The organism is Lelliottia sp. CFBP8978 (assembly GCF_034046055.2).
In the GTDB taxonomy this organism is placed as follows: domain Bacteria; phylum Pseudomonadota; class Gammaproteobacteria; order Enterobacterales; family Enterobacteriaceae; genus Enterobacter.
This window is the reverse complement of the sequence record NZ_CM188253.1, coordinates 137,445-160,610: the sequence shown is the minus strand read 5'-3', so window position 1 is coordinate 160,610 and position 23,166 is coordinate 137,445. Positions and strand designations below refer to the sequence as shown.

Genomic DNA, 23,166 nt, shown 5'->3' with positions numbered 1-23,166 from the left:
CGGGGAAGAAAAGTTAACGCCGATCAGGATAGCGGCAATCTGGCCCGGATTTCAAGGTTATTTTTTAGCCATTAAAAAACCCGCCGAAGCGGGTTTTAACATTGCTAAGCAAAAGGCAGTGTTACTGCAGCAGCGAAATATCCGCCACACGCAGGAACAGTTCACGCAGTTTTTCGAGCATAGAGAGGCGGTTAATACGCAGCTCTTTATCCTCAACGTTGACCATCACTTTCTCGAAGAACGCATCGATCACTTCACGCAGCTCGGCCAGCTCCACCAGCGCTTCCTGGTAGCGTCCTTCCGCGAAGTACGGCTCCAGCTTGTCGCGCAGCACCACAACCTGCATCGCCAGCGCGATCTCTTCTGGTTCTTTCAGCGTCGCGGCGTTGACACGGTCGGTGAGCTGTTCATCGGACTTCGCCAGAATGTTGGATACACGCTTATTAGCCGCAGCCAGCGCAGACGAAGCTTCCAGGGTACGGAAGTGCGAGACCGCCTTCATACGGGCATCGAAATCTGCCGGACGAGTCGGACGACGCGCCAGTACCGCCTGAATGGTATCAACGGTGTAGCCTTCGTCCTGATACCAGGCGCGGAAACGGCCCAGCATAAAGTCGATAACATCATCCACCACGTTGGCGTTGGTCAGCTTGTCACCGTACAGACGCACCGCTTCTTCGGTGAGCGTCTGCAGATCCAGAGACAGGTTTTTCTCAACGATGATACGCAGTACGCCCAGCGCAGCACGACGCAGCGCAAACGGATCTTTGTCACCTTTTGGATGCTGACCAATACCGAAGATCCCCGCGAGGGTATCCATCTTATCGGCAATCGCGACAGCGCACGCAACCGGGTTAGACGGCAGATCGTCACCCGCAAAGCGCGGCTGATACTGTTCATTCAGCGCAACGGCAACGTCTTCTGCTTCGCCATCGTGACGCGCATAGTGCATACCCATCACACCCTGGGTGTCGGTAAATTCAAACACCATGTTGGTCATCAGGTCGCACTTGGAGAGCAGGCCCGCGCGAGTCGCGTGGTTTACATCTGCGCCAATCTCACGAGCGATCCAGCCGGACAGCTCTGCGATACGGTCGGTTTTGTCGCGCAAGGTGCCCAGCTGCTGCTGGAACAGCACGGTTTGCAGACGCGGCAGGTGATCTTCCAGACGCTTTTTACGGTCGGTATTGAAGAAGAACTCCGCATCCGCCAGACGCGGGCGCACCACTTTCTCGTTACCAGAGATAATCTGGATCGGATCTTTAGATTCGATGTTCGCCACGAAGATGAAGTTTGGCAGCAGTTTGCCGTCGTCGGCGTACACCGGGAAGTACTTCTGGTCACCCTTCATGGTGTATACCAGCGCTTCTGCCGGAACGGCGAGGAATTTCTCTTCAAACTTCGCGCTCAGTACCACTGGCCACTCAACCAGAGAGGTCACTTCTTCCAGCAGGCTTTCGCTCAGATCGGCGTTACCGCCAATTTTGCTCGCAGCTTCTTCGGCGTCCGCTTTGATTTTGGCTTTACGCTGTTCGTAATCGGCGATCACTTTGCCGCGTTCCAGCAGAATTTGCGGATACTGATCGGCATTGTCGATGGTGAACTCTGGCTCGCCCATAAAACGGTGGCCGCGGATCACGCGATCGGACTGAATACCCAGGATCGTCGCCGGAATGACGGTATCGCCCAGCAGCAGGGTCACAGTATGAACCGGACGCACAAAGTGTACGTCGCTTGCGCCCCAGCGCATCAGTTTCGGGATCGGCAGTTTTGCCAGTGACGTGGCAATCATGTTTGGCAGCAGCGCTGCTGCACTTTCGCCTTTCACATGGGCGCGATACAGCAGCCACTCGCCTTTGTCCGTCGTCAGGCGCTCGGCCTGGTCAACGGTGATACCGCAACCACGCGCCCAGCCTTCAGCGGCTTTGCTTGGTTTACCTTCGGCATCAAACGCTTGCGAAATCGCAGGACCGCGTTTTTCAACTTCGCGATCCGGCTGGGAAGCCGCGAGATTCGCCACTTTCAGCGCCAGACGACGCGGTGCAGCAAACCATTTGATATCACCGTGCGCGAGGCCAGCATTATCCAGCTCCGCCGTCACGTTCGCAGCAAAAGATTCCGCCAGGCTGCGCAGGGCTTTTGGTGGCAGCTCTTCGGTGCCGATTTCCACCAGGAAAGTATTCTCAGACATGGCCGCCTCTTATTTATTTCGGTTGCACATCGGGAAGCCAAGGGCTTCACGGGACGCGTAGTAAGCTTCTGCAACGGCTTTGGTCAGCGTGCGGATACGCAAAATATAGCGCTGACGTTCAGTCACGGAGATCGCTTTACGGGCATCGAGCAAGTTGAAGCTGTGGGCGGCCTTCAGAATACGCTCGTAGGCGGGCAGCGGCAGCGGAGATTCCAGCGCCAGCAGCTGCTGTGCTTCTTTCTCGTACTGCTCGAAGCAGGTGAACAGGAAGTCCACATCCGCGTATTCGAAGTTATAAGTGGATTGCTCCACTTCGTTCTGATGGAACACGTCGCCGTAGGTGGTTTTACCCAGCGGGCCGTCGCTCCAGACCAGGTCGTAAACGCTGTCTACGCCCTGAATGTACATCGCCAGACGTTCCAGACCGTAGGTGATTTCACCTGTGATCGGTTTACACTCCAGACCACCGACCTGCTGGAAGTAAGTGAACTGAGTCACTTCCATGCCGTTCAACCACACTTCCCAACCCAGTCCCCAGGCACCCAGCGTTGGGTTTTCCCAGTTATCTTCTACGAAGCGAATGTCGTGAATGGTCGGATCCACGCCCAGCTCTTTCAGTGAACCGAGGTACAGTTCCTGAATATTGTCAGGCGAGGGTTTAATCACCACCTGGAACTGATAATAGTGCTGTAAGCGGTTCGGGTTTTCGCCATAGCGTCCATCAGTTGGACGACGGGAAGGTTGCACATACGCGGTCGCCATAGGTTCTGGCCCCAACGCACGCAGGCTGGTCATCGGATGTGAAGTGCCGGCGCCAACTTCCATGTCCAAAGGTTGAACAATGGTGCAGCCCTGACGAGCCCAGTAATCCTGTAATGTCAGGATCAGGCCCTGGAAGGTCTTGGTATCAAACTTTTGCATAGTATTTCGTGCTGGATACGTGTGGTTTTAAATGGAAGGGATCAGTATACCCGCTGACTGCAAGATATACAGTACGAAACGGGTTTGTTTAGGGAAAATTGGGAAATAAGGCTTTTAGCCCGCGGGCAAAGGCTTAGCTCGCGGTAGCGCAGATGAATTAGCGCATGGAGAGATGCAAAAATTGCCCGTCTGCGTCAAAAGAGCAGACAAAGCCCTCTTTACGCGATGTCGAACCCCGCATCTCATAGCTGCCCTGAAACTGTTCAAAACCGGTCACCGCTATTTTTTGCGCGCCGGTGTTGTAGCGATGCGCTGCCTGATCTTTACACAGCTGCTCCATATTTAACGAACGTTCCGGGCTGACTTTGCTTTTTTGCGCTCGCTGTACCGGAGCGTCTTCTTGTGCACTGCATCCTGCGAGTAAAACCAGCAGAATGAGTGACACCGCGCGCGTGATCATCATTTTTTTTACCGTCTTGGTCTCTGGCTGTTATTTTTAGTATTAAAACTTTATAGATTATGGCCCCGCATTCTGCGAATCTCGCGACTTTCACTCAAGTTCGCTATATCAAACTCAGAATTATCCAGTGAGAGGCTAGCACACATTAACAGTCAGACCGTATTTGCAACGGAAACAGAGGAACTGATGCAGTCAAAAATTAACTGGATTGATAATTTGCGAGGGATGGCCTGCCTGATGGTGGTTATGATTCACACTACCACCTGGTACATCACCAATGCGCACAGCATCAGCGCGATTAACTGGGATATTGCGAATATCCTCAACTCTGCATCACGCGTCAGCGTTCCGCTTTTTTTCATGATCTCCGGTTTTCTGTTTTTTGGCGAACGAAGCGCACAACCGCGCCATTTCCTGCGCATCGGCCTGTGTCTGCTGTTTTATAGCACTGTTGCGCTGCTCTACATCGTCCTGTTTACCTCTATCAACGCTGAACTATCGCTGAAGAATTTACTGCAAAAGCCGGTTTTCTATCATCTGTGGTTTTTCTTCGCCATCGCTGTGATTTACCTGGTTTCGCCACTTATCCAGGTAAAAAACGTGAACGGTAAAATGCTGCTGGCGCTGATGATCGTCATTGGTGTGGTTGCCAATCCAAATACGGTTTCGCTGAAAACGGGCGGCTTCGAATGGCTGCCGGTTAATCTCTATATTAACGGCGATACTTTTTACTACATTCTTTACGGTATGCTCGGGCGTGCCATTGGCATGATGGATACGCGCAAACCGTGGTTAACGTGGCTATGCGCCGCTCTGTTTATCGTCGCGGTATTTGTTATCTCCCGCGGGACATTGCATGAGCTGCGCTGGCGCGGGAATTTTGCGGATACCTGGTATCTGTACTGCGGTCCAATGGTCTTTATTTGCGCCGTTTCCCTGCTAACGCTGGTCAAAAATACGCTGAATACGCGACCTTTACCGCTTCTTGGACTTATCTCGCGCCACTCGCTCGGCATTTATGGTTTTCACGCGCTGGTGATCCACGCCCTGCGTACGCGAGGCGTTGAACTGAAAAGCTGGCCGTTGCTGGATATCGTCTGGATTTTCACTGCCACGCTCGCCATCAGCCTGCTGCTGTCGATGCTGTTGCAGCGCGTCGACACACGCCGGTTTGTCAGTTAGCGGCGCGCTGTTTTGCCCGGTGCAGCTGGCGCGGCGAAGAAAAACCCGCCGCCATAGCTGCCTGCTCAACGCCCCTTCCCTGCATTAACCACTGTTGGGCAACAGCCAGACGCAATTGCTCCAGGTAGTCACGCACGCTAATGCCCAGATGTTCCTGAAACAGCCGCGTTAAATGGCGCGGACTCACATGTGCGAGAACAGCAATATCGGCAAGTTGCCAGCTTTTTTGCGGCTCCGCCGTGAGCGCGTCCTGCGCCCGATGAATCGCCGGATGAAGATGGTTACGGTACCGCAACCACGGCGAAAGCTGGGGGTCGTCTCCTGATCGCCGGAACCAGACAACCATTTCCCGCGCGACTGCCAGCGCCTTTTCGGGGCCACATAAGCGGTTAATCATATGCAGCGCGAGATCGATGCCCGAGGTGATCCCCGCGCTGGTCCAGAGGTTGCCATCCTGCACGAAGATCCGATTTTCTTTTATTAACGCGCCTGGCGCAGCGGCACGTAATCGCCCGATTACGTCATGATGTGTGGTGCAAGATTTACCGTTCAGCAAACCCGATTTTGCCGCGAGAAGCGCGCCTGAACAGACGCACATGACGGTGATAGCCTGACGGTGAATATCAGGTTGCAAGCGCATAAGCCAGTGCTGCACGCTCTGAGCATGAACCGTAGAAAACTGATGGTTAGAGTCGCTGACCCCCGGTAAAACCAGCAGACTCCCTTCCGGTAAGGACTCCGGCAACGGTTCAATTCCGCTCATCGTCAGGCCAATTGAGGTTGGCACAGCGGGCTGCGGGCCAATGAAGTGCAGACGAAATGCATCGCCTGCAAGGACAAACGTTTCTGCCGGGCCGGTCATATCCAGCGACAAAACTCCCGGCAACATCACAAACCAGACGTCGATACTCATCAGAGAGACTCCAGTGTCTCCGCAACAGTTTTGATTTCAGCGAAACGTCCGGCCAGTACCATTTCAGTGCGGTGACGCAGTTCGTGGGTATTCAACGTAATGCCCTTGTGCGTCATCGGAAACGTCAGCGTCGCTTCACTGACAAAGGTGACGGCATAGCCCAAATCAGACGCCACGCGGGTGGTGGTTTCGCAGCATTGTTCCGTACGCAGACCGCAAATGATCAGATGGTTAATATCACGCTCGCGTAACCAGTGGTCAAGGCCGGTATCAGTAAAAGCATTATGAACATGTTTCTGGAAAACCACTGCCGGCTGATGACGCAAAAAGGACATTGGCTTCACATAACCACTTTCCAGAGAGAACGGGCCGCTATCATCCACATGGAAGATATCGATTACCGGTATTTCACGGGATTCGCAACCTTCGATAAGCCCCAGAATCGCCTGCTGAAATTCTTGAAAACCTTCTTCCTGCCAGTAATCGCGGTGATGGAACGACTGTTGGGTATCAATATTGATTAATGCGGTGCGCGACATGATGATTCTCCTCGTCAGTGGGTATAACTCTATCCTGACGAGGAGACGGCTCCACGAGAAGACCAAAAAAGGACATCATCACGTCGCATTGGGACAACTTAGCCTTACGACATTAACGGCAAAAGCTGTTGATAGATTTTACGGAACACGACACGTTGCTCGGCATAGTGAGCGTGACGAACCGCATCCGGACGATGCGCTTGTTCGAGCGCAAGCTGCGGCAGCAACTGCGAAAGAGGCTGCCCGGGATTCGCTGCAATTTGCGCCAGACGCACTGCACCCAGCGCCGGCCCCACATCACCACCGGTGCGATAATCAAGCTGCAAGCCGCTGATATCAGCCAGCATCTGCCGCCAGTAGCTGCTTCGCGCACCTCCGCCAATCAACGTGATACTGGACGGTTTCAGCCCGCAATCATGAACCACATCCATCCCGTCCGCCAGTGCGTAGCCAACACCTTCGAGCACCGCGCGGGCAAGTTCGGCCGGGCCGTGTTGATGAGTCAGACCAAAAAACACGCCTTTGGCCTGCGGATTGTTATGCGGTGTGCGCTCACCGGAAAGATACGGCAGGAACCACACAGTTCCTGCGCTGTCGTCGGCCTGTTGGGCCGCAGCGATTAATGCTGGAACATCCTCAAGCCCTGTTAACTTCGCCGCCCAATCCAGACAGGACGCCGCACTTAACATCACCGACATCAGATGCCACTTACCCGGGAGTGCATGACAGAAGCTATGAACGGCGCTCTCTGGGTTACTACGATAACCGTCGCTGACCGCAAAATAGACACCTGAAGTCCCGAGCGAAAGCATAGCCTGTCCGGTTTCGACCATACCTACACCGACGGCACCCGCCGCATTATCGCCACCACCCGCCACTACCGGCACAGCAGGCATATTCCAGCTATCTGCAACCGCGGGATGTAAAACACCGGTGATTTCGCTGCCCTCAAAAAGTGTAGGCATGTGATCGCGCGTCAACTGGCACGCCTCAAGCATCGCCTCGCTCCAGTCGCGTTTTGCGACATCGAGCCACATCGTGCCCGCGGCATCAGACATATCACTGGCAAAATCGCCGGTCATGCGAAAGCGCAGGTAATCTTTTGGCAGTAGCACCTTCGCAACCTGGCGGAAAATTTCGGGTTCATGCCGCTGGACCCACAGCAGCTTTGGCGCAGTAAAACCCGGCATCATCAGGTTGCCGGTTATCTCGCGAGAGGTCGGAACACACTCCTCCAGCATGGCGCACTCTTCGCCGCAGCGGCCATCGTTCCATAAAATAGCCGGACGCAGGATCCGATTATTTTTATCCAGTAATGTCGCGCCGTGCATCTGTCCGGCAATTCCCAGCGCTTTTACCTCACGCAAAGTATGCCGATCGCTCAATGCTTTTATTGCGCGATCGGTCGCCTGCCACCACTGTTCGGGATCCTGTTCTGACCATAAGGGATGTGGACGCGAGACATGCAGCTTCTCAGTATGCGAAGCCAACACGTCGCCCTGCTCGTTTAACAGGATGGCTTTCACACCTGATGTGCCAAGATCGATCCCGATATACATAGTGGTTACTCCTTAAAAGAGAAACCCGGCAACACGCTGTTTGCCGGGCACGGTCAGTTACTTATTGAACAGGTAGTGATTCACCATATTTTCCAGCAGCTCCTGGTGACCGCTCTGATGGCTCGGCGCCAGGTTGTGCTGTTCAGCGTACTTCGCGATCTCGGCAAGGGATAACTGACCTTTCAAAATTTGCTGACCCAGCTCACCGTTCCAGCCGGAATAGCGCTTCGCAACACGTTTATCCAGCTCACCGTCCTCAATCATGCGCGCCGCGACCTTCAGCGACAGTGCCATCGTATCCATTGCACCAATATGACCGTAGAACAGATCGTATTTATCAGTGCTTTGACGACGGACTTTGGCATCAAAGTTCAGGCCGCCGGTGGTGAAGCCGCCCGCCTTAATGATTTCATACATCACCAGCGCGTTCTCTTCGACGCTGACAGGGAACTGGTCAGTATCCCAGCCGAGCTGCGGGTCGCCGCGGTTAGCATCAACAGAACCAAAGATGCCCAGTGCGATTGCAGAGGCTATTTCATGATGGAAAGAGTGACCCGCCAGCGTGGCGTGGTTGGCCTCGATATTCACTTTGATCTCTTTTTCCAGACCAAACTGCTTGAGGAAGCCGTACACCGTTGCGACATCGTAATCGTACTGATGCTTGGTAGGTTCCTGAGGTTTTGGTTCAATCAGCAAGGTGCCGCGGAAACCGATTTTGTGTTTATGATCCACCACCATCTGCATGAAACGGCCAATCTGTTCACGCTCCTGACGCAGGTCAGTATTCAGCAGCGTTTCATAACCTTCACGACCGCCCCACAGTACATAGTTTTCGCCGCCCAACTGGTGCGTGGCATTCATTGCTGTCGCTACCTGAGTGGCTGCCCAGCTGAACACTTCTGGATCAGGGTTAGTCGCCGCACCCGCACCGTAGCGAGGATTCGTGAAGCAGTTCGCTGTGCCCCACAGCAGTTTAACGCCGCTTTGCTGCTGCTTTTCGCCCAGATAATCGACCATCTGTGCAAAGTTGTTCAGATACTCTTTCAGCGATGCGCCTTCCGGAGAGACATCCACATCATGGAAGCAGTAGTAAGGCACATTCAGTTTGTGGAAGAATTCAAAGGCAACATCCGCTTTACGCTTTGCCAGCTCCAGCGCTTCACCAGGCTGCTGCCATGGGCGGTCAAACGATCCGACGCCAAACATGTCTGCGCCATTCCAGCAGAATGTATGCCAGTAACAGGCGGCAAAACGCAGGTGATCTTCCATACGCTTACCCAGCACCAGTTCGTCAGGATTGTAGTGACGAAACGCTAAGGGATTTGTGGATTTTGGGCCTTCATAGCGTACGCGCTCAAGTTGGTCGAAATAAGATTGCATATTGAACTCCATAATCAAGAGGTGCGGCGAATCATTGATAATGGAGTAATAGTGAATACTCATTGCCACTTGCTCAATTACGTTATTTCACACTGCTATTGAGAGAATGCACAAACGTGCGCTGGCTCGCAAAAATAATACGCAAGCAAACGATTTTTCGGCGCTTATTCCAAAAACATGCGCTAATGAATAAGTTCTACAATTTAAAATCAGATCACGGTCATAAATTCGCAAATAAACCAAATATCGTAATGCGAAGATAAAAATCTATAATTGCCAGTTTCCCATTCCCCGTTAAGAATTTGCTGCGTATCTGGCAGTGAATGAGTCTTTTACCTCAGCATCACCACCCTACAAAAAAAGGTAATATAATGATGACGATAAGAAACCTGTGCCTGACCCTCTGCGCTTCGCTCCTGCTTTCAAGCGTTGCGGGGCATGCCAAAGAAGTCAAAATCGGAATGGCGATTGACGATCTGCGTCTTGAGCGCTGGCAAAAAGACCGCGATATTTTTGTGAATAAAGCAGAATCTCTCGGTGCAAAGGTTTTTGTACAATCGGCTAACGGTAATGAAGAAACTCAAATGTCGCAGATTGAGAATATGATCAATCGCGGTGTGGATGTTCTGGTAATTATTCCTTACAACGGTCAGGTGTTAAGTAATGTGGTAAAAGAGGCTAAACAAGAAGGCATTAAAGTTTTAGCTTACGACCGCATGATTAATAATGCCGATATCGATTTTTATATCTCCTTCGACAATGAAAAAGTGGGTGAAATACAGGCACAAAGTCTGGTGAATAAAGTCCCTCAAGGAAATTATTTCCTGATGGGCGGCTCTCCTGTTGATAACAACGCCAAATTATTCCGCGAAGGGCAAATGAAAGTGCTGAAGCCTTATATCGACGACGGCAAAATTAAAGTTGTTGGCGATCAGTGGGCCGACGGATGGCTGCCAGAAAACGCGCTGAAAATTATGGAAAACGCGTTAACGGCCAACAATAACAAAATTGATGCCGTCGTCGCCTCTAACGATGCAACGGCAGGTGGCGCGATTCAGGCACTCAGTGCGCAAGGCCTGGCCGGGAAAGTCGCCATTTCCGGCCAGGATGCCGATCTCGCTGGCGTAAAACGTATTATCGCGGGCACACAGACCATGACGGTCTACAAACCCATCACCGAGCTCGCTAATACCGCAGCAGAAATTGCTGTCGAGCTGGGCAATGGTCAGCAGCCGAAGGCCGATTCCTCACTGAATAATGGCCTGAAAGACGTCCCTGCCCGCCTCTTGACTCCTATTGAAGTCAACAAAGAGAACATTGATGCCACTGTGGTAAAAGACGGTTTCCATAAAAAGAGTGAACTGTAATCCATGAGCGCCCCTGCATGGCAGGGGCACGTCGACTTGTACGGTTCTTCCTTCGGGTCATGTGGAGCAGTTATGCCTTATTTATTGGAAATGAAAAGCATCACCAAAGCGTTTGGCATGGTGAAAGCCGTCGACAACGTGAGCCTGCGGCTCAACCCCGGCGAGATCGTATCTCTCTGCGGCGAGAATGGGTCCGGCAAATCCACGCTCATGAAAGTGCTTTGCGGTATCTATCCGCACGGCAGTTATGACGGTGAGATAATCTTTGCAGGCGAAACGCTGCAAGCCACGCATATTCGCGATACCGAACGCAAAGGTATTGCCATCATTCACCAGGAACTGGCTCTGGTGAAGAATCTGACCGTTCTGGAGAATATTTTCCTGGGCGCCGAAATATCACGCCACGGAATTCTGGACTACGACACCATGACGCTGCGCTGCGAAAAGCTGCTGGCTCAGGTGAGTCTTGCGATTTCGCCTGATACTCGCGTCGGTGACCTCGGGCTTGGTCAGCAACAGTTGGTTGAAATCGCTAAAGCGCTGAATAAGCAGGTTCGCCTGCTGATCCTCGATGAACCTACCGCGTCGCTAACCGAGCAAGAGACCGCGGTCCTGCTCAATATCATCCGCGATCTGCAAAACCACGGCATTGCGTGCATTTACATCTCGCACAAACTGAATGAAGTGAAAGCCATCTCTGACACCATCTGCGTGATACGCGACGGACAGCATATTGGTACGCGAGAAGCAGCGGGTATGAGTGAAGATGACATCATCACAATGATGGTGGGCCGTGAACTGACGGCGCTGTACCCCAACGAACCTCATACTTGCGGGGATGAGATATTGCGCGTCGAAAACCTGACCGCATGGCATCCGGTTAATCGCCATATCAAACGCGTTAACGGAATTTCCTTCTCACTGCGGCGCGGGGAAATCCTCGGTATCGCGGGGTTGGTGGGAGCCGGAAGAACCGAAGCGGTACAGTGTCTGTTTGGCGTCTGGCCAGGGCGCTGGGAGGGCAGCATTTATATTGATGGGCAGCTCGTACAGATCAATAGCTGTCAGCAGGCCATCGCACAGGGTATCGCAATGGTTCCGGAGGACCGCAAAAGAGACGGCATTGTGCCGGTCATGGCAGTGGGGAAAAACATCACACTCGCGGCACTGAGCCAGTTTTCAGGTGCGCTTAGCAGCCTGGATGACGCTGCCGAACAGCAATGTATTCTCCAGTCGTTAGCACGTCTCAAAGTCAAAACCTCGTCACCCGAGCTGGCGATTGGCCGCCTGAGTGGTGGTAATCAGCAGAAAGCGATTCTGGCGCGCTGCCTGTTGCTTAATCCTCGCATCCTGATCCTGGATGAACCCACGCGCGGGATCGATATCGGGGCGAAATATGAAATCTACAAACTCATTAATCAGCTTGTACAACAGGGCATTGCCGTCATTGTTATCTCATCTGAATTACCCGAGGTGCTTGGCCTGAGCGATCGCGTCCTTGTGATGCACGAAGGCAAACTGAAAGCCAATTTGATCAACCAAAACCTGACCCAGGAACAGGTAATGGAAGCCGCCCTGAGGAGCGAACGTCATGTCGAAAAGCAATCCGTATGAAAGTAAAGCCGCTGTTCCAGCGCCAGGTGCGTTCTCGGGACTTAAAGCGCTAAACCTGCAGGTTTTCGTGATGATCGCGGCCATTATTGCGATCATGCTGTTCTTTACCTGGATGACAGACGGCTCGTATCTGAGCGCCCGAAATATCTCTAACCTGCTGCGGCAAACGGCTATCACCGGCATTCTGGCGGTCGGGATGGTGTTCGTGATTATCTCAGCAGAAATCGACCTGTCGGTCGGCTCAATGATGGGACTTTTAGGCGGAGCTGCCGCTATTTTTGACGTCTGGCTCGGATGGCCACTGCCGCTCACCATCGTCGTCACCCTGGCACTCGGTCTTTTGCTCGGCACCTGGAACGGATGGTGGGTGGCATACCGCAAGGTGCCTTCTTTTATTGTCACCCTGGCAGGAATGCTGGCGTTTCGCGGCATTCTGATCGGCATAACGAATGGCACGACTGTTTCGCCCACCAGCGCATCAATGTCGCAAATCGGTCAAAGCTACCTCTCAGACGGCGTTGGGTTTACCCTCGGAGCGATCGGTCTGATGGCGTTTATCGCCTGGCAATGGCGCGCCCGGATGCGTCGTGAGGCGCTTGGCCTCGCTGCTCCGGCCTCAACGTCCGTCGTTGGGCGGCAAGCACTCACAGCCGTTATAGTGCTGGGGGCGATCTGGCTGCTCAATGATTATCGTGGTGTTCCAACGCCGGTATTAATCCTGACGCTGCTGCTGTTGGCTGGCATGTTTATGGCGACACGTACCGCCTTTGGGCGGCGAATTTATGCTATCGGCGGTAATCTCGAAGCCGCTCGTCTTTCGGGCATTAACGTCGAGCGCACTAAGCTTGCGGTTTTCGCCATCAATGGCCTGATGGTGGCAATTGCCGGGCTAATTCTGAGCTCGCGACTGGGAGCCGGATCGCCGTCCGCCGGAAACATTGCCGAACTGGATGCGATCGCCGCCTGTGTGATTGGCGGAACCAGCCTCGCAGGCGGTATCGGAAGCGTGGCGGGCGCGGTGATGGGAGCATTTATTATGGCATCGCTGGATAACGGAATGAGTATGATGGACGTGCCAACCTTCTGGCAGTATATCGTTAAAGGCGCCATTTTGTTGCTGGCGGTCTGGATGGACTCGGCAACCAAGCGACGGGCATGAAGGCCATTGTGTCACTTATTTGGGAAAGATAAGCCATGTTTGAAAAGCGTCACCGCATTACGTTGTTATTCAATGCCAACAAAGCCTATGACCGTCAGGTCGTGGAGGGCGTTGGCGAATATTTGCAGGCGTCGCAATCTGAGTGGGACATTTTTATTGAAGAAGATTTCCGCACCCGTATCGAAAATATCAAAGACTGGCTCGGCGATGGCGTTATTGCCGACTATGACGATCCGGTGATCCAGCAGCTACTGACAGACGTCGACGTCCCGATTGTGGGCGTCGGCGGTTCCTATCACTCGCCTACGAATTATCCTCCGGTTCATTACATCGCCACTGATAATCATGCGCTGGTAGAGAGCGCGTTTTTGCATTTAAAGGAAAAGGGTGTCGACCGCTTTGCCTTCTACGGCCTGCCGACTTCAAGCGGCAAGGGCTGGGCGATGGAGCGTGAATATGCTTTCTGTCAGATTGTCGCTCAGGAAAAGTATCGTGGTGTGGTTTATCAGGGCCTGGAGACCGCACCCGAAAACTGGCAGCACGCGCAAAACCGACTGGCTGACTGGCTGCAAACCCTGCCGCCGCAAACCGGTATTATCGCCGTGACAGACGCGCGCGCGCGTCATGTGCTTCAGGTGTGCGACCATTTGCACATTCCCGTTCCCGAAAAGCTGTGCGTCATTGGCATTGATAACGAGGAACTGACCCGTTATCTGTCGCGCGTGGCCCTTTCTTCTGTAGCTCAGGGCACGCGCCAGATGGGCTATCAGGCCGCTAAACTTCTGCATCGCCTGCTGGATAATGAATCTTTGCCTCTTCAGCGTCTGCTGGTGCCACCTGTCCGCGTGGTCGAGCGTCGTTCAACCGATTACCGGTCATTAAACGATCCTGCTGTGATACAGGCGATGCATTACATTCGCAACCACGCGTGTAAGGGTATCAAAGTGGAACAAGTGCTGGATGCGGTGGGTATTTCTCGTTCTAATCTGGAGAAACGTTTTAAAGAAGAGGTCGGAGAAACGATCCATGCCGTCATTCACGCCGAGAAACTGGAGAAAGCCCGTAGCCTGTTGATCTCGACGTCGCTGTCGATCAATGAAATCTCGCAAATGTGCGGTTATCCGTCTTTACAGTATTTCTATTCGGTCTTTAAAAAAGAGTATGACACCACACCGAAAGAGTATCGGGAGCGTTTCAGCGAAGTACTGATTTAACAAACAAAAACGCCTTCCACTGGAAGGCGTTTATTCAGAATGGCATTACATATGAGCGGCGATTAAGCGCTGGTTATCCTGGTACATCGCGAACAGGTAGTTGTTGTAGCTTTTACCTTGCGTCGAATAACCTTTCAGTTTGTGAATCATGGTGCTGGCGGTCACTTCCTGGTCCGCTTTACGCAACTGAGCGCGTGACTTACGGAACGAAGAGTAGGCCGGATGCGTGTTCAGATTCACCACATAAGCATTCACGGAGTCTTTAACGGACTCAAACTGTGAATAACCTTTCACTTTGCCTGGCGCATTGTTACAGCGGCCTTTGGTGCATTTCATGCCGAAGAGATTGTTGTTGCTGCGGGCCAATTTTGATGTCCCCCAGCCACTCTCAGCTGCTGCCATAGTGGCGACCATACTGCCTGGAATGATATCGACGCGCTCAAGCAAGGTGTTCCATGGAACACGACGGGTGTTACCGTTCCAGCTCACTTTGTAGCGTTTCGAGATCTCTTTCAGGCGCGTGCGTTCAGTCGGCGACCAACGGCTTGCGTACTGTTTCGAAATCAGCCAGTTACGATCCGCGGTAATCGCAGAGTTTTGACTGGTTATATAAGGCATTACCGTCCGGAGAAACGCTTTTTTCCTTGGTGTCCCGGAAGGGTATTTTCGCAAATCAGGAAGTGAACTGCTCTTTACACTATTGCGAGAATACTCTTGTTTACTGCTAACCTTATGCTTACTGCTTGTCGTCGTCTTTATGACGTGGGCTTTCTTACTCGTTGTATCCGTGTGCGTCTTCGCAAGCACCTCACCTGAAAATATCACGGTGAGCAACATGAGTATCGTAGCCCCAAATCGTCGTATGGGAGTCGATATCATTAGGTCTCCTGGTCGGATTTAAACATTCCAACACCTTATTTTTTTCACAAAATTGAGAGCGGAATCTCAAATCATATCAAAAATAGTCTTCCAGAGCATTCAAAGAAATAGTCTAAATCCGAAACTATGTCATCTGAAACTTGCTCATTTAAGCACCATTTCTACAAAATTGTGTGCGATATCGCAGATAACCGCCTAATTATGCGCGGGATCACTCACCCTTTCGGCTCATCCACTGAGAAAGTGCAGGGGGATGAGTTGGAGAAGGTAAGCAGATGGCACACTGGTCAAAATTGCCGCGACAGGAAACTGGAATGAAACGCTCCGCTTTAATCCTTTTGCTTTTACCCGCAATGGCGAACGCTGACTGGTCATCTCCCGGCTTCTCCACATTCAATTCCCTGGGGAGTGGAGTTTTCATAAGCCAGGCAAAGCTTGCAAAGGGTACGCGTCCTCTCACGATTAGTTTTGACAACGCGTGCTGGCAGCCAACAAATAGCATTAAACTCAATGAGATGCTGTCACTAAAACCCTGCGAAGGAACTCCGCCACAGTGGCGGTTATTCCGGGAGGGTGATTACCAGATGCGTATTGATACGCGTTCCGGCACTCCGACCCTGATGCTGACGTTGCAAAGCGCGAGTGAACAACCCGTTGCGAATGTCATTCGCCAGTGCCCTAAGTGGGACGGTAAACCTCTTACTATTGATGTGGCAGATACCTTTCCTGAAGGCTCCGTTGTACGCGATTTTTACAGCAAGCAGACCGCAACGGTGCAGCGAGGAAAAATCACCCTACAACCCGCCGCCAACAGCAATGGCCTGCTTCTGCTCGAGCGCGCAGAAGTGGATAAACCGGCTCCCTTTAGCTGGCAAAATGCCACTGTCTATTTTGTAGTAACGGACCGCTTCGTGAATGGCGATCCGGACAATGACCACAGCTATGGTCGTCATAAAGACGGCATGCAGGAAATTGGCACTTTTCACGGGGGTGACCTGAAAGGACTCACCAGTAAACTCGATTATCTGCAACAACTTGGCGTGAATGCACTTTGGATTAGCTCGCCGCTGGAGCAAATCCATGGCTGGGTGGGCGGAGGAACCAAAGGTGATTTCCCGCACTATGCCTATCATGGCTACTACACGCAGGACTGGACGAAGCTTGATGCCAACATGGGTAGCGAAGACGATTTGCGTCATCTGGTCGATGAAGCCCACAGGCGCGGCATCCGCATTCTGTTCGACATCGTCATGAATCACACCGGCTATGCCACGCTGGCGGATATGCAGGAATATCAGTTTGGCGCGTTATATTTACAGGGCGATCAGCTGAAAAAAACGCTGGGCGAGCGCTGGACCGACTGGAAGCCCGGCGCAGGTCAAAGCTGGCACAGTTTTAATGACTATATTAATTTCAGCGACAAAGTCGGGTGGGAAAAATGGTGGGGCAAAAAATGGATCCGCACCGATATCGGCGATTATGACAACCCCGGCTTTGACGATCTCACCATGTCGCTGGCCTTCTTACCCGATCTCAAAACTGAATCGGCTACACCTTCTGGATTGCCAAATTTCTATCGCCATAAGCCCGACACGCTTGCTAAAGAGGTCACAGGTTATACCCCACGTGATTACCTGACCCACTGGTTAAGTCAGTGGGTGCGCGACTATGGCATTGATGGTTTCCGCGTGGATACCGCCAAACACGTTGAACTCAGCGCCTGGCAAGCGTTAAAAGAGCAATCCACTGAAGCCCTCAAAGCGTGGAAGCAGGCTAACCCGGATAAAACACGCGATGATACGCCGTTCTGGATGACGGGTGAGTCATGGGGACACGGGGTGATGCAAAGCGATTATTACCGTCATGGCTTTGATGCGATGATCAATTTTGATTACCAGGAACAGGCCGCAAAGGCGGTGGATTGTCTGGCCGACATCGACATCACCTGGCAACAGATGGCCGAAAAACTTCAGAATTTCAACGTACTGAGCTATCTCTCGTCCCACGATACGCGGTTGTTCCGTGAGGGCGGTCAACGCGCAGCCGAACTGCTGTTACTTGCCCCCGGCAGCGTACAGATTTATTACGGTGATGAATCTGAGCGTCCGTTTGGACCGACAGGCTCCGACCCGCTACAGGGCACCCGCTCAGACATGAACTGGCAGGATATCGCAGGTAGTCAGGCGCAAACGGTCAGCCACTGGCAGATCCTCGGGCAATTCCGGGCGCGTCATCCGGCGATTGGTCAAGGCACGCAAACCACGCTATCCGGCCAGCAGGGCTATAGCTTCGTGCGCCAGCACCAGGACGATAAAGTCATGGTCGTCTGGGCGGGAAATCCATAAAACAAGTGTCGCCCCTCCCCATCGGATGGGGCGACACCCATCAGAGCATTACTCTGCAATATTTAAAATTTAAAATACAAAACCCCAACCAACCCCTCTGACCTCGATTTGCACCGACACGATGCTAGCGTTATGGTTACCCACTTTCATAATAAGTACGATAGATCACCTGCTATGACGTTTTCACTTTTCGGCGACAAATTCACCCGCCATTCAGGCATTACTCGCCTGATGGAGGATCTCAACGACGGGCTGCGCACACCTGGCGCAATCATGCTCGGCGGCGGAAACCCGGCACAAATTCCGGCCATGAATGACTATTTTCATGATCTGCTGGCCGAGATGCTGCAAAACGGCAAAGCCACTGATGCGCTTTGTAATTACGATGGCCCACAGGGAAAAACGGAGCTGTTGTCGCTTCTCGCCAACATGCTTCGTGACGAACTGGGTTGGGATATCGAACCACAGAATATTGCACTAACAAACGGCAGTCAGAGCGCATTTTTCTACTTGTTTAATCTCTTCGCAGGGCGTCGCGCCGACGGCACCACCAAAAAAGTGCTGTTCCCGCTCACACCGGAGTACATTGGTTACGCCGATTCCGGGCTGGAAGAGGAGCTTTTCGTTTCGGCACGCCCGAATATTGAGCTGTTACCGGAAGGCCAGTTCAAATACCACGTCGATTTTGAGCATCTGCACATCGGCGAAGAGACGGGCATGATTTGTGTCTCGCGGCCCACCAATCCGACGGGTAACGTCATCACCGACGAAGAGCTGATGAAGTTAGACGTGCTGGCTAACCAGCACGGTATTCCGCTGGTGATTGATAATGCTTACGGCGTACCGTTCCCCGGTATTATCTTTAGCGAAGCGCGCCCGCTGTGGAACCCAAATATCGTTTTGTGCATGAGCCTCTCCAAGCTTGGTCTGCCGGGAAGTCGTTGCGGCATCATCATCGCCAACGAGAAAATCATCAATGCCGTGACCAATATGAACGGCATTATCAGCCTCGCCCCTGGCGGCATGGGTCCGGCGATGATGTGCGAAATGATCAAGCGTAACGACTTGTTACGCCTGTCCAGTGATGTGATTAAGCCGTTCTATTATCAGCGCGTTCAGGAAACTATCGCGACGATACGCCGCTATCTGCCTGAAGATCGCTGCCTGATTCATAAGCCTGAAGGCGCCATTTTCCTGTGGTTATGGTTTAAAGATCTGCCGATCTCGACTGAACTCCTGTACCAACGGCTGAAAAAACGCGGCGTGCTGATGGTACCGGGCGATTACTTCTTCCCTGGTCTCGATAAACCGTGGCCACACACTCACCAGTGCATGCGCATGAACTACGTGCCAGACCCCGACAAAATCGAGGCCGGCGTGAAGATTCTTGCCGAAGAGATTGAAATCGCCTGGAGTGAAGGCAGCCAGTAATGGCTTACGCCAGAGAGCGCAGGCGTTCGGAGCGTAATCTGGCGGGATCAATACAGCTCAACGCGTGAGTCGGGCAGGCAGCGACACACGCTGGCCCGCTCTGGCGATGGCCGCAGAGATCGCATTTCAGCGCCTGAGGTTTTTGTTCCAGACACGTCACCTGCATCGCGCCAAACGGGCAGGCGATCATACAACTTTTACAACCGATGCAGCGCTGTTGCGCCACCAGCCACACCCCCTCATTATGGCGAATCGCCTGAGTCGGGCAGACATTCGCGCAAGGTGCATCCTCACACTGATGACACGAAACCGCCGTGGTAAAAGAATCGCCTTTTACCACCCGGATTCGCGCGGCAAACGCCACGGCTGAAACCGCCGCGCTGTCCTCATTTTCCTGATGCGAGACCACGCAGGCCACTTCACAAGTGCGGCAGCCAATGCACTTCGCTGAATCGGCAACGATAAATCGGTTCATCTTTCTGCTCCGCACGTCTGTAAAAAACCAGCTTGCCAGAGAAGCCCAACATTGCGCTTTGATCAGAAGAGGGAAAAGGGGGAGATTGACAAGGCAGAGGACAGTTGAGATTAAACTCACCTGCCCCCATCCCTGAGTGCAGGTTTTCAGGCGATTAGAAACGCCAGCTCATGCCGGTCATCAGGGCAAAACTGTCATCACGATCGATCATCGGACTGTTTTTCACGTCATCCGGCAGGACGGTATAGACCGCACTCGCGTTGATAAAGAGATTTTGCGTCAGCTGATATTTAGCGACTACGCCAACGTAAGGGTTCCAGCTATCTCCTGCGGTGTACTTATCGAGGCCGCTGCGGCGAGATTCATTACCTGATACGCCGTAATAATAGTCATTGAAGCTTTCGTCATAGTAGAAAACACCCATGGATGGGATCAGGGTCAGACGTTCCAGACGGAAAGGATGGAAGTAAGATATTTCACCGACTACTCCGCCGCTTTCATCCATCGCATCGGCAGAGACAGCAAACTTCAGGCCGCCCCAGCTTTCATGGCGATAGTAAGCGCCACCCAACATGGCTGAAGCTTTGCGCTCATCAAGCTGCTTCATCGCATGCTCATCATTGTCGTCAGGGTCAAAATGCAGTGGCATCCATGAAGCTGTCAGACTAAGTTCATTCTTACTGTCTTTCCAGAATGCCCAACCGGCAGTCATCTGACGAACATAAAAATTATCACCCTCATAGCTAATGAGCGGAACCGCTGAAGTATTTTCGTTATACCCTTTGTAAGCTGACTCATTAAAAACAGCGCCCGCACCCAGTGACAATTCACCAGCCATTGCTGATGATGCCGAAAGTAATGCTGCAGCGATAAGCAAATTCTTTTTGATCATCATTCCCTGTATTCCATTAAATGCCAAACAAGCGAGGCGAATAATAATGGTTACAAATTTGCCGATGCAACGATGCAGTTTATATAATAATATATCTAAAATCATATAGATGAGCGTGCACGATGAATCATTTACAGATAAAGCCGCGTGAGTTAAAAATTATCTCCGTCATCGCTGCCACGCACAGCATTGGAGACGCCGCCGCTCTGTTAGGCATGGCGCAGGCCAATGTCAGTAAATATCTTGCCGACTTCGAAACTCGCGTTGGGCTGAAGGTCTTTGAACGCACCACCCGCCAGCTGGCGCTGACGCAGTTTGGTGAGGTGCTGGTACCTTATATCAATGCGTCACTGGAAAAAAATACTCAGCTCATTAATTTTATCGCTGATTATAAACATGAAAAAAGCGGACGCGTAACGATCTACGCGCCGACCGGGATCATTACCTATCTTGCCCGTCATGTCATTCATACAATTGAAGAAATTGGCGACATTCGTATTTGCCTGAAAACATATAATCCTAATCGTAATGAATTATCTGAGGGCGTTACGTTTCCCGATGACGGCGATATTTTAATTACTTACGCCCAACCTAAAGACGAAAATCTTGTCGCCTATCAACTCACAAAATATCCCGTTACCGCTTTCGCCACCCCGGATTATATAAAAAAACATCCTATTTTCAGTCCGGACGATTTAATTAATCATTCCTGTATTCTGCTCGATTCAATCCTGGTCGATGATGCCAACATCTGGCGTTTTCGCGTTCATGGAAGCGAAGAAGTACGCGACTATAAAGTGACCGGTAATTATATTTGCGATAATACCCAGGCAGCGCTGGAGTTAGCCCGTAATCATCTCGGCATCGTTTTTGCGCCAAAAGAGAGCCTGAAACATGAAGTTGAGCAAGGCATTTTAATGCCCTGCTTTTCCCATCAGGAAGAGTGGTGGCTCGATCTCAACGCCATTTTCCGCAAGCGAGAGTATCAGCCGTGGCGTGTGCAGTACGTTCTGGATGGCGTGCTGAACAGCTTGCGCCAGCGTATTGATCAGGCCCTCCAGGGAGGACCTGATCCGGATAATCAGAACAAACCCAGCGGTTTATCGGAATAACTCACCAGCAGGCATTTCGTCTGCTGATAATGATCCAACATCATTTTGTGCGTTTCACGCCCGATACCTGACTGTTTATATCCTCCGAACGCCGCATGAGCGGGATAGGCATGGTAGCAGTTGGTCCAGACGCGTCCGGCCTGAATACCCCGTCCCATTTTGTATGCCAGATTACCGTTGCGGCTCCAGACCCCAGCGCCAAGCCCGTACTGGGTATCGTTGGCCAGTTCCAGCGCTTCATCCATTGTTTTAAAGGTTGTGACGGCCAGCACGGGGCCGAAAATCTCTTCCTGGAAGACCCGCATAGTGTTTTTGCCATAGAGGATCGTCGGCTCAAGGTAATAGCCCTCTTTCAGATCGCCTTCCAGCACTTTTCGACGCCCGCCTGTCAGGACATCCGCCCCCTCTTTCTTGCCAATGTCGATATAGTTGAGAATAGTTTCGAGCTGTCCTTGAGAGACCTGCGCCCCCATCTGGGTCACGTTATCGAGCGGGTTGCCGCTGCGAATTGATTCCACACGACGAATGGCCCGCTCCATAAAGCGTTCATAGATGGATTCCTGCACCAGCGCACGGCTTGGACACGTACAGACTTCGCCCTGGTTAAAGGCAAACAGCGCGAACCCTTCCAGCGCCTTATCAAAAAACGCATCCTCTTCGTCCATCACATCGGCAAAGAAAATGTTGGGTGATTTGCCGCCCAGCTCCAGCGTTACCGGAATAATGTTCTGAGTGGCATATTGCATGATTTGCTGGCCGACCTCGGTGGAGCCGGTGAACGCAACCTTCGCGATTCGTTTAGAGGTCGCCAGATACTCACCGATCTCGCCTCCCGCCCCGTTGACCACGTTGATGACACCCGGAGGCACCAAATCGCCAATAATTTCCATCAGCAGCAGAACCGATAGCGGCGTTAACCGTGCGGGTTTAAGCACCACGCAGTTACCCGCTGCCAGCGCCGGCGCCATTTTCCAGCTCGCCATCAGCAGCGGGAAGTTCCACGGGATGATTTGTCCAACCACCCCCAGCGGCTCCTGGAAGTGATAGGCGACCGTTTCACTGTCGACTTCACTGATTCCCCCCTCCTGAGCGCGAATACAGGAGGCAAAATAGCGGAAATGGTCAATCGCCAGCGGAACGTCAGCAGCGATGGTTTCGCGGATCGGTTTACCGTTATCCCATGTCTCTGCCGCCGCCAACAGCTCCAGATTTTGCTCCATACGGTCAGCGATTTTGAACAGTATGGCGGCCCGATCCTGGACAGAGGTATGCGCCCATTTCTCTTTCGCTTTATGCGCAGCATCCAGCGCCAAATCAATATCTTTTTTGCCGGAGCTGGCGATTTCGCACAGCGGCTGTCCCGTGACAGGCGTCAGATTCGCATAATATTCGCCATCGACGGGCGCAACCCAGCCGCCGCCAATAAAGTTGTCATACCGGGGTTTTAACTTGAGGGGAAAACCGTATTCGCCGGGCAACATACGTGCTGAGGGAGGATTGTTGGTCATGACCGTCTCCTTGCTGTTGATGTCT

At 52.4% G+C, this 23,166-nt stretch carries 19 protein-coding genes; 8 read left to right on the top strand and 11 right to left on the bottom strand.

Going from position 1 to position 23,166, the window contains the following annotated elements; genetic code table 11:
- Positions 1-121 precede the first annotated feature (121 nt).
- From glyS to SOM82_RS00705, 3 genes are all read right to left on the bottom strand, one after another.
- Positions 122-2,191: a glycine--tRNA ligase subunit beta gene (gene glyS / locus SOM82_RS00715; protein ID WP_320460697.1), complete on the bottom strand. Its 2,070-nt coding sequence runs from the start codon at positions 2,189-2,191 to the stop codon at positions 122-124.
- A 9-nt stretch (positions 2,192-2,200) separates the two neighbouring features.
- On the bottom strand, positions 2,201-3,112 hold the full coding sequence (glyQ, locus tag SOM82_RS00710; RefSeq protein WP_095280253.1) for a glycine--tRNA ligase subunit alpha: 912 nt from the start codon (positions 3,110-3,112) through the stop codon (positions 2,201-2,203).
- A gap of 157 nt (positions 3,113-3,269) precedes the next feature.
- Positions 3,270-3,575: a YsaB family lipoprotein gene (locus SOM82_RS00705; RefSeq protein WP_154128607.1), complete on the bottom strand. Its 306-nt coding sequence runs from the start codon at positions 3,573-3,575 to the stop codon at positions 3,270-3,272.
- 183 nt (positions 3,576-3,758) lie between these two features.
- Here SOM82_RS00705 and SOM82_RS00700 point away from each other — a divergent pair, with 183 nt between their 5' ends.
- On the top strand, positions 3,759-4,754 hold the full coding sequence (locus tag SOM82_RS00700) for an acyltransferase (RefSeq protein WP_320460696.1): 996 nt from the start codon (positions 3,759-3,761) through the stop codon (positions 4,752-4,754).
- On the opposite strand, the gene SOM82_RS00695 is transcribed toward SOM82_RS00700, so the two are convergent.
- From SOM82_RS00695 to xylA, 4 genes are all read right to left on the bottom strand, one after another.
- Positions 4,747-5,667, bottom strand: a complete 921-nt coding sequence (locus tag SOM82_RS00695) for a GlxA family transcriptional regulator (RefSeq protein ID WP_320460695.1) — start codon at positions 5,665-5,667, stop codon at positions 4,747-4,749. The two genes, SOM82_RS00700 and SOM82_RS00695, sit on opposite strands and share 8 nt — an antisense overlap.
- A complete protein-coding gene (locus tag SOM82_RS00690) occupies positions 5,667-6,206 on the bottom strand; it encodes an isochorismatase family protein (protein ID WP_320460694.1) in 540 nt (179 codons plus the stop codon). The genes SOM82_RS00695 and SOM82_RS00690 overlap by 1 nt, the downstream gene beginning before the upstream one ends.
- Before the next feature lie 104 nt (positions 6,207-6,310).
- A complete protein-coding gene (xylB, locus tag SOM82_RS00685) occupies positions 6,311-7,765 on the bottom strand; it encodes a xylulokinase (protein ID WP_320460693.1) in 1,455 nt (484 codons plus the stop codon).
- Positions 7,766-7,822: 57 nt separating this feature from the next.
- Complete coding sequence (xylA, locus tag SOM82_RS00680; protein ID WP_320460714.1) at positions 7,823-9,145, bottom strand: xylose isomerase; 1,323 nt, start codon at positions 9,143-9,145, stop codon at positions 7,823-7,825.
- Between the two features lie 374 nt (positions 9,146-9,519).
- Between xylA and xylF the strand changes: the two genes are divergently transcribed.
- The 4 genes from xylF to xylR all read left to right on the top strand — a co-directional run bounded on the left by xylF (position 9,520) and on the right by xylR (position 14,499).
- Positions 9,520-10,512, top strand: coding sequence for a D-xylose ABC transporter substrate-binding protein (gene xylF / locus SOM82_RS00675; protein WP_154128635.1), 993 nt, complete (start codon positions 9,520-9,522; stop codon positions 10,510-10,512).
- A gap of 72 nt (positions 10,513-10,584) precedes the next feature.
- A complete protein-coding gene (locus tag SOM82_RS00670) occupies positions 10,585-12,126 on the top strand; it encodes a xylose ABC transporter ATP-binding protein (protein WP_320460692.1) in 1,542 nt (513 codons plus the stop codon).
- Entirely contained in the window at positions 12,104-13,285 is a 1,182-nt protein-coding gene (gene xylH, locus SOM82_RS00665; protein WP_320460691.1) for a xylose ABC transporter permease XylH, read from the top strand. Before SOM82_RS00670 ends, xylH begins: the two co-directional genes overlap by 23 nt.
- 35 nt (positions 13,286-13,320) lie before the next feature.
- A complete protein-coding gene (xylR, locus tag SOM82_RS00660; RefSeq protein WP_320460690.1) occupies positions 13,321-14,499 on the top strand; it encodes a D-xylose utilization transcriptional activator XylR in 1,179 nt (392 codons plus the stop codon).
- A gap of 45 nt (positions 14,500-14,544) precedes the next feature.
- Here the strand turns inward: xylR and SOM82_RS00655 are convergent, their stop codons facing one another.
- Positions 14,545-15,378 (bottom strand): protein bax, encoded by an 834-nt coding sequence (locus tag SOM82_RS00655; RefSeq protein ID WP_154128598.1) that lies wholly within the window; start codon positions 15,376-15,378, stop codon positions 14,545-14,547.
- A gap of 314 nt (positions 15,379-15,692) precedes the next feature.
- Here SOM82_RS00655 and SOM82_RS00650 point away from each other — a divergent pair, with 314 nt between their 5' ends.
- Both SOM82_RS00650 and avtA read left to right on the top strand, forming a co-directional pair.
- Positions 15,693-17,723: an alpha-amylase gene (locus SOM82_RS00650; RefSeq protein ID WP_320460689.1), complete on the top strand. Its 2,031-nt coding sequence runs from the start codon at positions 15,693-15,695 to the stop codon at positions 17,721-17,723.
- 174 nt (positions 17,724-17,897) lie between these two features.
- The gene (avtA, locus tag SOM82_RS00645) at positions 17,898-19,154 is read left to right on the top strand and encodes a valine--pyruvate transaminase (protein WP_414672117.1); all 1,257 of its coding nucleotides are present in this window, start codon (positions 17,898-17,900) and stop codon (positions 19,152-19,154) included.
- Between the two features lie 4 nt (positions 19,155-19,158).
- On the opposite strand, the gene SOM82_RS00640 is transcribed toward avtA, so the two are convergent.
- Entirely contained in the window at positions 19,159-19,629 is a 471-nt protein-coding gene (locus SOM82_RS00640) for a 4Fe-4S binding protein (RefSeq protein ID WP_320460687.1), read from the bottom strand.
- 154 nt (positions 19,630-19,783) lie between these two features.
- Positions 19,784-20,524, bottom strand: coding sequence for a MipA/OmpV family protein (locus tag SOM82_RS00635; RefSeq protein WP_320460686.1), 741 nt, complete (start codon positions 20,522-20,524; stop codon positions 19,784-19,786).
- A 119-nt stretch (positions 20,525-20,643) separates the two neighbouring features.
- On the opposite strand from SOM82_RS00635, the gene SOM82_RS00630 reads away from it, so the two are divergent.
- A complete protein-coding gene (locus SOM82_RS00630) occupies positions 20,644-21,633 on the top strand; it encodes a LysR family transcriptional regulator (protein ID WP_320460685.1) in 990 nt (329 codons plus the stop codon).
- Here SOM82_RS00630 and aldB read toward each other — a convergent pair.
- A complete protein-coding gene (gene aldB / locus SOM82_RS00625; protein ID WP_320460684.1) occupies positions 21,603-23,141 on the bottom strand; it encodes an aldehyde dehydrogenase AldB in 1,539 nt (512 codons plus the stop codon). The genes SOM82_RS00630 and aldB overlap by 31 nt on opposite strands.
- Positions 23,142-23,166: the final 25 nt, after the last annotated feature.